This window comes from Sphingomonas cellulosilytica (assembly GCF_052321755.1).
Classification (GTDB): domain Bacteria; phylum Pseudomonadota; class Alphaproteobacteria; order Sphingomonadales; family Sphingomonadaceae; genus Sphingomonas.
This window is the reverse complement of the sequence record NZ_JBQRTT010000002.1, coordinates 187,524-202,923: the sequence shown is the minus strand read 5'-3', so window position 1 is coordinate 202,923 and position 15,400 is coordinate 187,524. Positions and strand designations below refer to the sequence as shown.

Here is a 15,400-nt window from a genome sequence, read left to right as displayed (position 1 = left end):
CTGCCCGTTCGACGTGACCGGTGCGGCTTCGCCGCACCGCCACCCGGCCACCCGAAAGGCATGCTCCTCGGCGTGACTTTTGTGACTTTCCGCAAGGGCGATGGGCGGTGGCCCTCTTACAACACCGCCAGCTCTGGGGTTCCGTGACACGGCCCCTTAACGAACGAAGGACTTACCCATGCGTCATCGCGTCGGCGGCCGTAAGCTGCAGCGTACCTCCGCCCATCGTACGGCTCTGTTCCGCAACATGTCGGCCGCGCTCATCAAGCATGAGCAGATCACCACCACCGTCGCCAAGGCGAAGGAACTGCGCCCCTATGTCGAAAAGCTGGTGACGCTGGCGAAGAAGGGTGGCCTGTCCAACCGTCGTCTCGCCCATGCCCGCCTGCTCGACGATGCGCAGCTGGTGAAGCTGTTCGACGTCCTCGCCTCGCGCTACGCCGACCGTAACGGCGGCTACACCCGCATCATCAAGGCCGGCATCCGCGCGTCGGACGCCTCGCCGATGGCGATCATCGAGTTCGTCGACCGCGACGTCTCGGCCAAGGGCCAGGATTCGGGTCCGGTCCAGTCGGACGAGGATTTCGACGAGGCGGCGTAAGCCGCAGCGCGGCTGCGACGAGGCCCGGGCCTCGTCCGGCCGGCGTCGCGCAAAGCGACGTCCGACGACTCGGCTTTGCCGAGCCGTGCTTCGGAAACGGGATGGGCCGCGCCAGCGATGGTGCGGCCTTTTTCGTGGGCGTCGCGCATCAGAGCATCGAGCTGTAGACCCGGCTCGCTCTAATCTCCGTTTGCTCTGAGCCTGTCGAAGGGCAGATCGCCACGGGCCGGGCGTGCGCGGCACGATGCCCTTCGACAGGCTCAGGACAAACGGATCAGGTTTGAAGCTCGAAGTTGTCGGCCCGCCGCGGCGAAGCCGCGTCGTCGGACGGGGCCTCGGCCCCGCCGGCCGGGCTTGGCCTTGGCGGGCGCGCCCGCTAAGGCCGGCGCCATGCAGCATACCGACACCATCCTGATCGTCGACTTCGGCAGCCAGGTGACCCAGTTGATCGCCCGTCGCGTCCGCGAGGCCGGCGTCTACAGCGAGGTCGCGCCCTTCCAGTCCGCCGAAGAGGCGTTCGACCGGATCCGCCCGGCCGGCATCATCCTGTCGGGCGGTCCCGCCTCGGTGACGCTCGCCACATCGCCGCGCGCGCCGCAGCGCTTCTTCGAGGCGGGCGTGCCGATCCTCGGCATCTGCTACGGCCAGCAGCTGATGAGCGCGCAGCTCGGCGGCAACGTCATCGTCTCGGGCGATGGCGGCGAGTTCGGCAAGGCCTATGTCGAGGTCAAGCACCCCTGCGCGCTGTTCGACGGCCTGTGGGCGGAGGGCGAGCGCCACCAGGTCTGGATGAGCCATGGCGACAAGGTCGATGCGCTGCCCCCCGGCTTCACCCCCGTCGCCACGTCGGAGGGCGCGCCTTATGCGATCGTCGCCGACGAGGCGCGGCGCTTCTACGGCGTGCAGTTCCACCCGGAGGTGGTCCACACCCCCGACGGCGGCAAGCTGATCGCCAATTTCGCACGCCACGTCTGCGGCCTCGCCGGCGACTGGACGATGGCCGAGTTCCGCGAGGCCAAGATCGCCGACATCCGCGCCCAGGTCGGCAGTGGCAAGGTGATCTGCGGCCTGTCGGGCGGCGTCGATTCCTCGGTCGCCGCGCTCTTGATCCACGAAGCGATCGGCGACCAGCTGACCTGCGTGTTCGTCGACGGCGGCATCCTCAGGGCAGGGGAGGCCGAGCAGGTCGTCGGCCTGTTCCGCGGCCATTACAACATTCCGCTCGTCCATGTGCAGGCGCAGACGCTGTTCATGAGCGGCCTCGCCGGCGTCACCGACCCCGAGGCCAAGCGCAAGTTCATCGGCAAGACCTTCATCGACGTGTTCGAGGCGGAGGCGAAGAAGATCGGCGGCGCCGAGTTCCTGGCGCAGGGCACGCTCTACCCCGACGTGATCGAGAGCGTCAGCTTCACCGGCGGCCCGTCGGTGACGATCAAGAGCCACCACAATGTCGGCGGCCTGCCAGAGCGCATGAACATGAAGCTCGTCGAGCCCTTGCGCGAATTGTTCAAGGACGAGGTGCGCGCGCTGGGTCGCGAACTGGGCCTGCCCGAGGTATTCGTCGGCCGCCACCCGTTCCCCGGCCCGGGCCTTGCCATCCGCATCCCCGGCGAAGTCACGCAGGAGCGCTGCGACATCCTGCGCAAGGCGGATGCGATCTACCTTGAGGAGATCCGCAACGCCGGCCTGTACGATGCGATCTGGCAGGCGTTCGCGGTGCTGCTGCCGGTGCGCACGGTCGGCGTGATGGGCGACGGGCGCACTTATGATTCCGTGCTGGCGCTGCGTGCGGTCACCTCGACCGACGGCATGACCGCCGAGGTCTTCGACTTCCCGAGCGACTTCCTGCCCCGGGTCGCGACCCGCATCGTCAACGAGGTGAAGGGCGTCAACCGCGTCGTCTACGATTACACATCCAAGCCGCCCGGCACGATCGAGTGGGAATGATCCCGGTCTAACCGATCGCGGCCGCATTCTGCTGCTTGGCATCGTCGAGCACCTGCTTGTGCGTCAGGTTTTCGCCGATGAAGATCGCGAGGATGGTCAGCGCGATGAAGGCGACCGCGATTCCGGCCGCCCATTTCAGGCGGCGGGCCTTGGGATCATCGTTCTGGCGCGGCATCATGTGGTGTCCTGCTGCGGTGACCGGAGGCTTCAGAACCCCGGAAGCGGTTGAAGGTTCAGGCGAAAACGGCAAAGCGTCCAAAACGGCCGGAGCGTTGCTGCGGATCGCCCCGTCGTGCGTTCCAGGATGTGCCCGCATGACCCCGCGTGGCCGCATCGGAAAGGACCCTGGATGACCACCCTGCTGCCCGGCCGCCTGCTGCGCCGTCCCGGTCCGCCGCGCTGCCTTTCGACCGGGGCGGTGCGGATCGACGATGCGCGACTGGGGGCGGTGCTGGCGACCGATGCGCCATTGCTCGAACTGCACGCGGGCGGCGTCCATATCGAAGGGCCGGCGTGGCAGGCGGCGGCGGGGCGGCTGCTGTTCTCCGATGTGCCGAACCGCCGGCTGTCGGCCTGGTATGCGGAAGACGGCCGGGTCGAGGTGGTGATCGATGCGACCTGGTTCATGAACGGCAATGCCGTCGCGGCCGATGGCAGCATCTGGCATTGCGAACACGGCCGCCGCTGCATCAGCCGCTCGGCGCCGGATACGGCCGGACAGCCCGAACCGGTGGTGACGCATTACGAGGGGAAGCGGCTCAATTCACCCAATGACGTGACGATTGCGGCGGACGGCGCGGTGTGGTTCACCGATCCGATCTTCGGCATCGTCATGCCGAGCCAGGGCGCGCTTGCCGAACCGGAACTCGATCACCGCAGCGTCTACCGCTACGATCCGGCCGACGGCACGCTCGCGCGGATGGCCGATTTCGAACAGCCCAACGGGATCGCCTTCTCCCCGGACGGAGCGACGCTCTACGTCACCGATACATCGGTGTCGCTCGCCGAGGTGCCCGGCTTCACCGCCGGGGACCGGCAGGACCTGTTCGCCTTCCACGTCGATGCGGCGGGCGGCCTGTCGGACCGGCGGCGGCTCTACCGTGCCGATCGGGGCTATCCGGACGGGCTGGCGGTCGACGATCGCGGCTGGCTGTGGGTCAGCGGCGCGAAAGGGGTGACGGTGCTCGACGCGGACGGCGGACGGCTCGGCTGCGTCGCGATCGACGGCGTCGTTTCGAACCTGTGCTTCTCGCCCGATGGCCACCGGCTGTTCATCGCCGCCAGCGAGCGCCTGCTGGCGCTGGACCTCAACGCCTGACCGTCTCGTGCCAATGCCCGTCAGGGTCCTGCCATACCCCGTCGGTATCGGCGGCCCACAGGACGCGCGTTGCGGCGATGTCGCCGATCGCCGGCATGGGGCCGCCGACGGGCGGACGGTGATAGCCGAGCAGCTCGAGGTGCGGACGTGCCACCGGCGGCTGCATCGGCACGACCTGCGCATCGGGATCGTCGAGCCCGTCGAGCGCCCCTTGCGCCGGCCCGTGATTGTGGGTGGCGTGACCCTCCGACAGGCCACGCGCGCGATAGAAGGCGCGAGACCGCCCGGCGTCGGCGACGGCGATCGCGCTATGATCGACGCCGATCACGCCGCGGCCCGGCCAGCCCGCGGCGGCCATGTCGGGGAATTGCAGGAACTCCAGCGGGTGCCCCTCAGGATCGCGGAACTTGACCGCGGTGACGCCGCCAGAGCTCGCCGGCAGCGCGACCGGCCCATCGCGAGAGATCGGTACCGCCCCCGCCGCCTGCGCGCGCGCCCATGCGGCGGCGGCGTCGTCGGTGACGAGGGCGAGATGCTGGAAACAGGCCGATGCCGCATCGGCGTCGGCAGGATAGGGGCGGCCCGGCCGATCGAACCGGTCGAGCGTCACCGGCGTATCGCCGAGCCGCAGGCTTGTCCGCATGCCACCCGCCACCCCGATCCGCGCCGCCTCCTCAGCCGCGATCGGCTCGGTCTTGCCGACCGTGAAGCCGAGCGCGGCGTAGAAGCGCGACAGCCGGTCCGGGTCGGCGGTGACCAGCCGGAAACCGCGGATCGCGTGCAGCGTCATACCGAACAGGGTTCGCGGCGGGGGTCGCGATGCAATTGCACGGTCATCAGGCGGCAGGGCTCGTCGCCGACCGTGCCCGACCGATGGCCCTTGCGCCCGTCGCGTCCGGTGCAGCCCTGATCCTCGCCGAACGAGAATTCGCCGGGACCCTGTTCGATGCGGGTGCCGTCCATCGCCTCCACCCACCAGCGGCCGGACAGCACGACGATCCATTGCGGTGCCGGGTTCTCGTGCCAGTCGCCCACCCAGCCGACCGGCTGCACGGTGAACACCACCGTCGCCTCGCCACGCTCCAGCGCCTTGTTCCACTGCGGGTCGGCGGGGCCGACGCTTTTCTGTTGATAGCCATCGAGCGCGCAATCGGCGAAGCGGCTGACCCCGTCGGCATCGACGTAGAGGTGCTGGAAGGGGGTGGTCGGCGGTGGACCGGCATCGCTCATGGCTGGCTCCTGTAGGGATGGGTGGATGCGAAGGGGGCGTCGAGGAAGGGCGCGAGGCCGCGGCCGTCGCTGCCGACGACGATCAGCAGGAAGCCCGCGCCGAGCGACAGGTTCTTGAGGAAATCCCAGAACAGCGTGCGGCCCTTGCCGTCCGCGTCCGCCCAGAAATCGCCCTGCGCCCAGAAGCGCTTGAAGAGCACCGCCGTGCCCGCGCAATAGCCGGCGATCACCAGCGCGGCGGCGCGATCGGCGATGCCGGTGACGACGCCCAGCGAGCAGACGATCTCGATGACGAGGCCGATCAGGATCGCGATCACCGCCAACGGCTTCGGGAACACCCCCTCCGCCTGCCCGACCGCGTGGCGAAAGCCGAGCAGCTTGTCGGCCGCGCTGAACGGCAGGAACAGCAGCACCAGCCCGCACCGCACCACCAGCGCCGCGATGGCCGCGGCGGTCACAGCCGCGCCTTCAGCACGTTGGCGACGCGCAGCGCGTTGGCGATGATGGTCAGCGTCGGATTGACCGCGCCGATCGAGGGGAAGAAGCTGGCGTCGGTGACGTAGAGGTTGTCGACCTCATGCGCGCGGCAATCGAGATCGAGGACGGACTGGGCGGGATCGATGCCGAAGCGGCAGGTGCCCGCCTGGTGCGCGGTGCCGGCGAGCGGAATGTCCTTGCCGAGGTACAGCGACCGGTCGACCAGCATCGCCGGCCAGCCGATTTCCGACAGGATGTGCTTCAGCTTCGCCTTCAGCCGGTCCAGCGCTTCCGGGCTGGTCGGGGTGAGATCGAGGTGCACCTGATCCCCCTGGTAATAGACGCGATTGTCGAGACGAGGCAGGTCCTCGGCCTGCAACCAGAAGTCCATCGAATGGCGCGCCAGTTCCTCGAACGGCATGTCGGGCAGGTGCTGCATCAGCGCACCGAGCGGCGCCTCGCCCTTGATCTGTTCGGCATGGCTGGTGGCGCACATCTGGATGAGGCCGAGCGGCCACGGCCCGTCCGCGTCACCCCATTCGTCGGTGCCGAAGTAATAATCGCTCAGCGCCAGCGTCTTTTGGAAGACGGTGTCGTTCGCCTCCTTCATCACCGCCATCACGATGCTCATCTCGTGGCGCATATAGTTGCGGCCGACGAGGCCGGAGCCGTTGGCGAGCCCGTTGGGATGTGCATCGTTCGCCGATCGCAGCAGCAGCAGTGCGGACGACAGCGCGCCGCACGCGACCACCACCGTGCCGGCGGTATAATGTTCCTGGCGTCCATCGCGCGTCACCTGCACGCCGGTGATGCGGCGGCCGCTGTCGTCCGTGTCCAGCCGCTCGGCATAGGCGCCGGTCAGCAGCGTGACGTTGTCGTGCGCCGCCAGCATCGGGTCGACGCACATCACCTGCGCATCCGCCTTGCCGTTGAGCAGGCAGGGAAAGCCGTCGAAGAACGAACAGCGCATGCAGGTGCTGGTCGGCGTCGCGAACCCGTCCTCCTTCTGGTCGAGCCGGATACCGAGCGGCAGGTGAAAGGGGTGGAGGCCGATGCCGCTCAGGCGATCGGACAGTTCCTGCACCTTGGGCTCGTGGCGGACGGGGACGAAGGGGTAGGGGGTGGCGCCGGGATCGAGCGGGTCCTCGCCGCGGCGGCCATGGACATGGAACAGCGCCTCCGCCGCGTCATACCAGGGCGCGAAGTCGGCATAGGACAAAGGCCAGGCGGGGGAGACGCCGTCCTTGTGCCGCACCGCCTCGAAGTCCCGCTCGCGCAGCCGGAACAGCGCGGCGCCATAGACCTTCGAATTGCCGCCAACGTAATAATGCAGCTGCGGGTGGAATTCACGACCGTCGCGAGCGATCCAGGTTTCGTCCGCCTGGTAGCGGCCGTCGACGAACACCGCCTTGGCGCTCCAGTTCGCCTCCTCGCGCGGCAGGTAGCCGCCGCGTTCGAGGATCAGGATACGCCTGCCGGTCGGCGCCAGCGCCTGCGCCAGCGACGCGCCGCCCGGGCCGCTGCCGATCACGATCAGGTCGTAGTGCGTATCCATAGACTGCCCCTTTGCTCGTCCCCGCCCAACGCCGTCGCGCGGCGAAATATCCTCCTGCGACATAAACGATCACGGATCGCGGTGGATGCCGTTGCGCGCGTACCAGCCCTCGGGGTCGTCCTTCAGGCCAGCGATGATCGCGGGCAGCACGCCGAGCAGGCGATGCCGCGGCTCCCAGCCGAGCAGGGTGCGGGCGCGATCGATGTCGAGCGCATAGGTGTCGCCTGCCGCCGCCATCATGAACGGGCGCAGGAACGGATCGTCCGTTCCGCCCAGCCGCTTGGGCAGGTGCTTGAGCACCGTGTCCTGCACCCAGGCGCCCGCCGCCGCCACCGCGGCGGGTACGCGCAGCGTCGTCCACGCCTCGCCGTGCAGCGCTTCGCCGATCGCGTCCTGCAACCGGCGATAGCCCGGCGGGTCGGGTTCGCCGAGCAGCATCACCGTGTCCGCCGGTAGCCCCGCGCGCCGGTCCACCACCGCGCGCACCGCGCTGGCGACATCGGCATGATGGATCATCGACTGGGCGGTATCGAGGTCGCCGGCGTAGACATGGCTCTCCAGCGCGCGCTCGCGGATGCGGGCGATCTGGTGCGCGAGCGTCGGCACCACCGTGCGCTCGTCATACAGGCCGGCGAGCCGCAGGATCACCCAAGGGATGGCGCCGTGGCGGCCGCGCACCACCGCCTCCGCCTCCGCCTTGGATTGCGGATAGGCCCAGCGCGGCTGGAGCGGGCGATCCTCGTCCACCGTGCCGTCGGGGCCGGTCGCCTGTTCGACCAGCATCGTGCTCATGAACACGAACTGTTCGACGCGAAAGCGTTGCAGCCCGTCCAGCAGCCGCCGCGTGCCGTCGACGGTGAGTTCCTGGTACAGCGGATTGGGCTCGCCCGAAAAATCGTCGTAGCCGGCCAGGTGGATGACGCTCGCGATCCGCGCGCCATGGTCGTCGCGCAGCCGCTCCAGCGCGTGATCGACCGAGGCATCGGCGGTGAGATCGACCGGGATCAGCGGCATGTCGGCCGTCTTGCCCGGCTCGTCCAGCCCGACGACGGTATAGCCGCCCGCCAGCGCATGGCCGAGGACGGTGCCGATCGTTCCCGCCGCCCCGGTCACCACCACCAGGGGTGCACGCTCCTCAGCCATCCGCCGTCCCTTTCTAATTGCGCTGGCGGTGGAGCGTTCCAGCGGCTCGACGGTTCCGGCTTTATCTCGTCATGCGAAGGAAGCCCGTTTTATGTCGTCGTCCACGCTCCAGCATCGTATCGCCATCGTCACCGGGGGTGAATCCGGGATCGGGGCTGCCTGCGTTGCCGCACTTGCCGCGGCGGGGGCGGACGTCGGCATCTTCTATTTCAAGGACAAGGATGCCGCCGACAGCGGCGTGCGCGCGGTCCAGGCGCTGGGTGGCCGCGGCTTTGCGGTGCAGGTCGATGTCGCCGACGAAGCCTCGGTCGAACAGGGCTATGACGCGGTCGCCGATGCGCTCGGCGTGCCGGACATCCTGGTCAATTCGGCCGGGCTGAACATGAGCGGCGTAAAGGTCGCCGACATGCAACTGGAGCAATGGAACCGGCTGCTCGCCACCGACCTGACCGGCAGTTTCCTCACCTGCCGCCGCTTCGTGCGCGATCTGCAACCGACCGGACGGCCGGGGGCGATCGTCAACATCACCTCGATCCACGCCTTCGCGATGCGCACCGGCGGTGCCGATTACGACGCGGCGAAGGGCGGGCAGGCGAACCTGACCCGGACGCTGGCGATCGAGGTCGCCAAGCGCGGCATCACGGTCAATGCGATCGCGCCGGGGATGATCCTGACGCCGATGAACGACAAGGCGCTCCACGATGCCGACTATCGCGAATCGCTGGAGCGCAACATCCCCGCGGGCCGTGCCGGGCGCCCGGACGAAGTGGCGGGGCTGGCGGTGTTCCTCGCCTCTCCGGCGGGCGCGTACATCACCGGTGCGCAGATCGTGATGGATGGGGGGCTGTCGCTGTTGCAGGGCACGGGGGCATAGGCGCGGGCGACGGTTCGACCGGGCCTCATCGGAATCAGTAATCCTGCTTAATGGATATTTCGTGCAGCGAAATGGTTTAGTGCCGCTAGGGAGGCGCGCATGGCAGACGGGGCATTCGTTTTCGGGATCAGTGAATTCACCACGCAACCATGGTCGTTCGACGAGGATGTCGCGCATTATGCGGCAGGCGGCGTCGACGCGATCGAGGTGGTGGAGGCCAAGCTGGACGATGCTCGCCTGGCCGATCAGATGGCATCCATCGCCGCCGCCGGCCTGACGATCAGCGGCGTCCAGCCGCGCGTGCGCACCTTCTTCTCCAGCCGGATGATGCCCGACCCGCCGGCATTGCAGGACCGCGTCGCCGCCCTGCGCGGCACGATCGAGCGGCTCGCGAAATACGCGCCGGGCGTGCCCTTCATCACCAACACCGGCGCCCATCCCAAGGGCGACATGGCGGACGCGATGCGCGTCGTCGCGCAGGAACTCGGCGAGCTGGGGCGGGTCGCCGCCGACCATGGCGTGCTGTTGGCGCTGGAGCCGCTCAACCCCACCTCGGTGAACGTCGAAAGTGCCATCTGGACGATCGGCCAGGCGCTCGACGTGATCGCCGACAGCGGCAGCGACGCGGTCGGCCTGTGCCTCGACTATTGGAACATCTGGCAGAACGACGATGTCGAGGGCGCGATCGCGCGGGCGGGGGATCGCATCTTCACGGTGCAGGCGAGCGACTGGCGGCGCCCGCGCTCGTTCGCCGATCGCATCGTGCCGGGCGACGGCAGCATTCCGCTCGCCGCGTTGCTCGCGGCGACGCGCCGCACCGGATACGACCGCCCTTATGTGGTCGAGATCTTCTCGATCGACGTCGACGATTCCCTCTACGCGACGGACCTCGACGCGGTGATCGCGCGCAGCCGTGCCGGACTGGCGCAGGCGTGGGCGGCGGCGGCATGAGCGGGAAGGGGAGCGTAGCCCGACCCGACATCGGCTTCGCGGTCGAGCGGATCGACGACATCGCGATCTTCGGCCCGGACGTGCTGCTCAAGCGCGACCTGATGAGCCCGTACGTCTGGCAGGAACCGGGCGATTCCGGTTTCCACATGCTGCTGCGCGCCGTGCCCGCCGAAGGCGCGGCGGACACGGATTCAGGCCGCATCTGGTATGGCCGCAGCGGCAGCGACGGCGCGCTGTTCCGCATGGCCGATGCGCCGGCGATCGTCGGCGGCACCGGTGACGATGCCGCCGGCTGCGAAGACCCCACGGTGGTGCGCACCGACGACGGCTATACCGTGCTCTACACCGGCGTCGACGGTGGCGGCACCGGCCACATGCTGTACGCCACCGGACCGGACATGGCGTCGCTGACCAAGCGCGGCGTCGCGCTGCGCAACAGCAAGAGCGAACGCAACAGCAAGGAAGCGGCGGTGATGCGCGATGGCGATTGCTGGCGGCTGCTCTACGAATATGCGCATGACGGCCATTCGCTGATCGGCCTCGCCGATGGCACCGGGCCGGACGCGGATTGGCACCACCGCGGCGATCCCTTCACGCTCCGCCCGTCGATGTGGGACGATTATCACCTGTCGACCGGGCCGCTGCTGACCGGCGATCCCGACTGCCCGATCATGTTCTACAACGGTGCCGACGCGCAGGCGAACTGGGGCATCGGCTGGGTCGCCTTCACCCCGGACCTCGCTCGCACCGTCGCGCGTGGCGAAGCGCCGCTGATCGCGCCGCCCGACGACGTCGACGGGCCACGCGACATCGCCTTCGCCGCCTCCGCCGTGGTGCGCGAAGGACGGATTTGGCTCTATTACTCGCGCAACGACCGCGAATTGCGCCGCGCCACGATCCGGCGGCTGCCTTGAGGCGCGCGCTTCGTGCCGGCGTGGTGCTGCTGGTGCTGCCGCTCGCCCTCGGCGGCTGCGCGGCCCTGTCGCATGGCTTCCTCGCCGCCGCCGGTCCGGTGGCGGACAACCAGCGCCATCTGTTCGCGGTGGTCGCCATCGTGCTCGCCTTCGTCGCGGCGCCGGTGCTGCTGCTGGTGCCGCTCGTCGCCTGGCATTACCGGCGGGCGAACCGGCATCATGCCTATCGCCCCAAATGGGCGTTCTCCTGGGGGCTGGAGGGGTTTATCTGGCTCCCGCCGGTGGCGATCGTCGTGCTGCTGTCGGTGTTCTTGTGGCGTGCGACGCATCGCGACGATCCCTATCGCCCGCTGCCCGCCGCGTCGGGGGAGGCGGCGGCGCCCTTGGTGGTGCAGGCGGTGGCGCTCGATTGGAAATGGCTGTTCGTCTACCCGGACGCGCGCGTCGCCGCGGTGGACCAGCTGGCGATCCCCGTGGGGCGCCCGGTGCGGCTCGATCTCACCAGCGCCACCGTGATGCAATCGATGATGATCCCGCGATTGGGCGGGCAAATCTACGCGATGCCGGCGATGCGGACGCAGTTGAACCTGCGCGCTGATCGGCCCGGGATCTATCGGGGGGCGAACGTGCAATATAATGGAAACGGCTTTCCGAAGCAAAAATTCACCGTCCTGGCGCTGCCGCCGCGTGACTATGCCGCCTGGCTGGCGCGGGTTCGCGCCGGTGCCCGACCGTTCGACGCGGCGGCCTGGTCGCAGCTGTCGCGCCGGGCGGTCGCACCGCAGCCGTCGTTCTACGCCAGCGTCCCGCCCGGCCTGTTCCATCACGTGATGAGGGAAACCGCGCGATGAGCGCCACACCCGTTTTGCCGGCGCTGCTCGGCCGCTTCGCGTGGACAGACCTGCCGATCGTGCGCGCCTGGCAGCACCCCAGCCTGTCCGAGGGCATCGCCGCCGGTGCCGCCATGCTGGTGATCGTCGCCGCCGCGGCGCTGGTGCTGCTGCTGACCCGCTATCGCCTGTGGGGCACGCTGTGGCGCGACTGGCTGACCAGTCTCGATCACAAGAAGATCGGCATCATGTATATCGTCGTCGCGTTCGTGATGATGGCGCGCGCGATCATCGAGGCGGTGCTGATGCGCGTGCAGCAGGCGACCGCGATCGAGCATGCGGGCGTGCTGTCCTCCGACCATTTCGCGCAGCTGTTTTCCACCCACGGTTCGATCATGATCTTCTTCATGGCGATGCCGTTCATCACCGGCCTCATCAACTATATCATGCCGCTGCAGATCGGCGCGCGGGACATGGCGTTTCCCTGGGCCAATTCGGTCGCGCTGTGGCTGACCGGCGCTGGCGCGGTGCTGATGATGGTGTCGCTGGTGGTCGGCCGGTTCTCGACCGGCGGCTGGACGGGCTATCCGCCCTATACCGGCCTTGCCTTCAGCCCGGACGTCGGGCCGGATTACTGGATCTGGGCGGTGACGCTGGGATCGATCGGCTCGACGCTGGGCGGGATCAACATCGCCTGCACCATCTACAAGCTGCGCTGCCCGGGCATGACGCTGATGCGGATGCAGCTGTTCTGCTGGACGTCGCTGTGCACCGCGATCCTGATGATCTTCGCCATGCCGCCGCTGACCGTCGCCACCGCGCTGCTCGCGCTCGACCGCTATCTCGGCTTCCACATGTTCACCAACGCGCTTGGTGGCAACATGATGAACTATGCCAATCTGTTCTGGCTGTTCGGCCATCCGGAGGTCTACATCCTCATCCTCCCCGCCTTCGGCATCTATTCCGAAGTCGTCTCGACGTTTTCCGGCAAGCGCCTGTACGGCTATACGTCGCTCGTCATCGCGACGATGACGATCGCGGTGCTCAGCTTCACGGTGTGGGTCCACCATTTCTTCACCATGGGGCAGTCGGCGAACCTCAATGCCGTGTTCGGCATCGCGACGATGACGATCGGCATCCCGACAGGCGTCAAGATCTATGACTGGATCTGGACGATGTTCCGCGGGCGGGTGCGCTTCACCGTGCCGATGCTGTACGCGCTCGCCTTCATGGTGACGTTTACGCTGGGCGGCCTCAGCGGCATCGTGCTGGCGATCCCGCCGCTCGATTACGTGTTCCACAACACCCTGTTCCTGGTCGCGCATTTCCACAACATGCTGATCCCGGGCCTGCTCTACGGCCTGCTCGCCGGCTATCATTACTGGTTCCCCAAGGCGTTCGGCTTCCGCCTCGACGAACGCTGGGGCCGGATCGCCTTCGGCTGCTGGGTGATCGGCTTCTATCTCGCCTTCATGCCGCTGTACGTGCTGGGGGCGAGCGGCATGGCGCGGCGCACCGCCGAGATCCTGGAGCCCGATTTCCGCCCCTGGCTCTACGTCGCGCTGGCAGGAGCCTTCGTGGTGCTTGCGGCACTCGCATCGCTGGTGGTGCAACTGTGGGTCAGCATCCGCAATCGCCACGCGACGGAGGTGTGGGCGGGCGATCCGTGGGACGGCCGCGGCCTGGAATGGGCGACCTCCTCGCCGCCGCCCGAGTATAATTTCGCGGTGCCGCCGCAGGTGGACGGACCCTATCCCTTCTACGACGGCAAGCATGACGGCCCCGCCATCGCGCCGCCCGACCGTTACGAGCCCATCGCCACGCCGCGGCCGAGTGCGCTGGGGCCGGTGATCGGCATCGCCGCCCTGCTCACGGCACTGGGTCTGGTATGGCACGCCTGGTGGCTGGCGATCGTCGGCATGGTCGCGGTCGTCGCGACCGTCATCGCCCGCAGCGCCGTGCGCAACGTCGACCGGACCATCCCGGCCGCTGAGGTCGAGGCGACCGACCGCCACTGGCGCGATACCGTGAAGCGGACGCCGGCGATCACCCGCGCGCTCGAGATCAGCACCGCCAATCGCGGCGTCGCCGACCCCGCGGCAGAGGCGGCGGCATGACCGCCGTCCGCGCGCCCCATCCCGGCCCGGTGCTGGACGATCACGCCGACGTGCCCGATCGCGAGGCCGAACAGGGCCTGTTCGGCTTCTGGCTGTTCCTGATGAGCGATGCGATCATCTTCGCGCTGCTCTTCGCCACCTATGGTGTGATGCTGGCGGGGACGGCCGGCGGCCCGACGCCGCGGGACGTGCTCGAACTGCGCCCGGCCTTCATCGAAACCTGCCTGTTGCTCGCCAGCAGCTTTACCTGGGGCATGGCGTCGCTGTCGCTCAAATACCGGGATTCGCGGGCTCGACTGCTGGGCTGGATGGCGATCACGCTGCTGCTCGGCATCGGCTTCCTCGTCATGGAGTTGCGCGATTTCGCGACCATGTTCGCGCACGATGCCTGGCCGCAGCGCAGTGGCTTCCTGTCGGGGTTCTTCGCGCTGGTGCCGCTGCACGGGCTGCATGTCACGACAGGATGCCTGTGGATCATCGTCATGGCGGTACAGGTGGTGACGCTCGGTCTCGATGAGCGCGTGAAGATCAACCTGCTGCGCCTGGGGCTGTTCTGGCACTTCCTCGATATCGTCTGGATCGCGATCTTCTCGGTCGTCTATCTGCAGGGGCTGGCGGCATGAGCGAACGGGCACGCGAGACGCGATCCTACGTCGTCGGCCTGGTGCTGGCACTGCTCCTGACCGGGGCCGCATTCGCCGGGGTCCATTGGCACGTCGCCGATCGAGGCACGACGCTCGCCGTGGTCTTTGCCTTGGCGCTGGTGCAGGCCGTCGTCCACTTCCGCTGTTTTCTCCATATCGGCCTCGGCCGCTCGTCCCGGCACGACCTGATGCTCCTGCTCTTCTCCAGTCTGATCGTGGTGTTGATGGTCGCAGGAACCCTGGTGGTGCTGGGCAATCTGGCGACCCGGATGCACTGACCGCCCCAGCCGCTAACCGATGTTTCGTATTACGACGTGGAACTCAAGCCAAGATCGTGCAATTAGAATGACATGGGTAGAGCGATCACCGAAGAGGAATATCGTGCGCTGGCCGGTTTCCGCCGGGAGCTGCGCGAATTCCTCTCCTTTAGCGAGACGGCAGCGCAGGGTGCCGGCCTGACTCCGCAGCAGCATCAGGCGATGCTCGCCATCCGTGCGGCGCCCGATGCGGCGATGCTGATCGGCGAGCTCGCCCAGCAACTGGCGCTGCGGCCGAACAGCGTGACCGGCCTCATCGACCGGCTGGCCAAACAGGAACTGGTCGAACGGCGCGAGACGGACGGCGACCGGCGGCGCGTGCCCGTGTCGCTCACCGAAAAGGGCGAGGAATTGATCGAACACCTCGCCGAGGCGCACCGCGGTGAACTGCGCCGCATCCGCCCCCTGCTCGCCAACATCCTGCTGCGGATCTGAGAGCCGCGCGAACGGCGGTCACGCGCACGATTGCGTCGGCGCGCCCG

At 68.2% G+C, this 15,400-nt stretch carries 17 protein-coding genes; 11 read left to right on the top strand and 6 right to left on the bottom strand.

Annotated elements, in window-relative coordinates; translation table 11 throughout:
- The first annotated feature begins 178 nt into the window (after positions 1-178).
- A complete protein-coding gene (gene rplQ, locus ACTZQ5_RS04190) occupies positions 179-601 on the top strand; it encodes a 50S ribosomal protein L17 (protein WP_443583909.1) in 423 nt (140 codons plus the stop codon).
- Positions 602-991: 390 nt separating this feature from the next.
- Positions 992-2,548 (top strand): glutamine-hydrolyzing GMP synthase, encoded by a 1,557-nt coding sequence (gene guaA, locus ACTZQ5_RS04185; protein ID WP_443583908.1) that lies wholly within the window; start codon positions 992-994, stop codon positions 2,546-2,548.
- Positions 2,549-2,555: 7 nt separating this feature from the next.
- On the opposite strand, the gene ACTZQ5_RS04180 is transcribed toward guaA, so the two are convergent.
- Positions 2,556-2,864, bottom strand: a complete 309-nt coding sequence (locus tag ACTZQ5_RS04180) for a hypothetical protein (RefSeq protein ID WP_443583907.1) — start codon at positions 2,862-2,864, stop codon at positions 2,556-2,558.
- A gap of 33 nt (positions 2,865-2,897) precedes the next feature.
- On the opposite strand from ACTZQ5_RS04180, the gene ACTZQ5_RS04175 reads away from it, so the two are divergent.
- Complete coding sequence (locus tag ACTZQ5_RS04175; RefSeq protein WP_443583906.1) at positions 2,898-3,866, top strand: SMP-30/gluconolactonase/LRE family protein; 969 nt, start codon at positions 2,898-2,900, stop codon at positions 3,864-3,866.
- Here ACTZQ5_RS04175 and ACTZQ5_RS04170 read toward each other — a convergent pair.
- The 5 genes from ACTZQ5_RS04170 to ACTZQ5_RS04150 form a co-directional block, all read right to left on the bottom strand.
- A complete protein-coding gene (locus ACTZQ5_RS04170; RefSeq protein ID WP_443583905.1) occupies positions 3,856-4,656 on the bottom strand; it encodes a VOC family protein in 801 nt (266 codons plus the stop codon). The genes ACTZQ5_RS04175 and ACTZQ5_RS04170 overlap by 11 nt on opposite strands.
- Positions 4,653-5,096, bottom strand: coding sequence for a cupin domain-containing protein (locus ACTZQ5_RS04165; RefSeq protein WP_443583904.1), 444 nt, complete (start codon positions 5,094-5,096; stop codon positions 4,653-4,655). Before ACTZQ5_RS04165 ends, ACTZQ5_RS04170 begins: the two co-directional genes overlap by 4 nt.
- The gene (locus ACTZQ5_RS04160; protein ID WP_443583903.1) at positions 5,093-5,554 is read right to left on the bottom strand and encodes a DoxX family protein; all 462 of its coding nucleotides are present in this window, start codon (positions 5,552-5,554) and stop codon (positions 5,093-5,095) included. The genes ACTZQ5_RS04165 and ACTZQ5_RS04160 overlap by 4 nt, the downstream gene beginning before the upstream one ends.
- Positions 5,551-7,128, bottom strand: a complete 1,578-nt coding sequence (locus tag ACTZQ5_RS04155; RefSeq protein WP_443583902.1) for a GMC oxidoreductase — start codon at positions 7,126-7,128, stop codon at positions 5,551-5,553. Before ACTZQ5_RS04155 ends, ACTZQ5_RS04160 begins: the two co-directional genes overlap by 4 nt.
- A 69-nt stretch (positions 7,129-7,197) precedes the next feature.
- Entirely contained in the window at positions 7,198-8,271 is a 1,074-nt protein-coding gene (locus ACTZQ5_RS04150) for an NAD-dependent epimerase/dehydratase family protein (RefSeq protein ID WP_443583901.1), read from the bottom strand.
- 91 nt (positions 8,272-8,362) lie between these two features.
- Between ACTZQ5_RS04150 and ACTZQ5_RS04145 the strand changes: the two genes are divergently transcribed.
- From ACTZQ5_RS04145 to ACTZQ5_RS04110, 8 genes are all read left to right on the top strand, one after another.
- Positions 8,363-9,145, top strand: a complete 783-nt coding sequence (locus ACTZQ5_RS04145; protein WP_443583900.1) for an SDR family NAD(P)-dependent oxidoreductase — start codon at positions 8,363-8,365, stop codon at positions 9,143-9,145.
- Between the two features lie 99 nt (positions 9,146-9,244).
- A complete protein-coding gene (locus tag ACTZQ5_RS04140) occupies positions 9,245-10,096 on the top strand; it encodes a sugar phosphate isomerase/epimerase family protein (protein ID WP_443583899.1) in 852 nt (283 codons plus the stop codon).
- Positions 10,093-11,010, top strand: coding sequence for a glycoside hydrolase family 130 protein (locus ACTZQ5_RS04135; protein ID WP_443583898.1), 918 nt, complete (start codon positions 10,093-10,095; stop codon positions 11,008-11,010). Before ACTZQ5_RS04140 ends, ACTZQ5_RS04135 begins: the two co-directional genes overlap by 4 nt.
- A complete protein-coding gene (locus ACTZQ5_RS04130; RefSeq protein WP_443583897.1) occupies positions 11,007-11,861 on the top strand; it encodes a ubiquinol oxidase subunit II in 855 nt (284 codons plus the stop codon). Before ACTZQ5_RS04135 ends, ACTZQ5_RS04130 begins: the two co-directional genes overlap by 4 nt.
- A complete protein-coding gene (locus ACTZQ5_RS04125; RefSeq protein WP_443583896.1) occupies positions 11,858-13,957 on the top strand; it encodes a cbb3-type cytochrome c oxidase subunit I in 2,100 nt (699 codons plus the stop codon). Before ACTZQ5_RS04130 ends, ACTZQ5_RS04125 begins: the two co-directional genes overlap by 4 nt.
- Positions 13,954-14,580, top strand: coding sequence for a cytochrome c oxidase subunit 3 (locus ACTZQ5_RS04120; protein WP_443583895.1), 627 nt, complete (start codon positions 13,954-13,956; stop codon positions 14,578-14,580). Before ACTZQ5_RS04125 ends, ACTZQ5_RS04120 begins: the two co-directional genes overlap by 4 nt.
- Positions 14,577-14,879 carry a cytochrome o ubiquinol oxidase subunit IV gene (locus ACTZQ5_RS04115; protein WP_443583894.1) on the top strand — a complete coding sequence of 101 codons (303 nt, stop codon included), beginning with the start codon at positions 14,577-14,579 and terminating at the stop codon, positions 14,877-14,879. Before ACTZQ5_RS04120 ends, ACTZQ5_RS04115 begins: the two co-directional genes overlap by 4 nt.
- A 72-nt stretch (positions 14,880-14,951) precedes the next feature.
- Positions 14,952-15,353, top strand: a complete 402-nt coding sequence (locus tag ACTZQ5_RS04110; protein ID WP_443583893.1) for a MarR family winged helix-turn-helix transcriptional regulator — start codon at positions 14,952-14,954, stop codon at positions 15,351-15,353.
- Positions 15,354-15,400 lie beyond the last annotated feature (47 nt).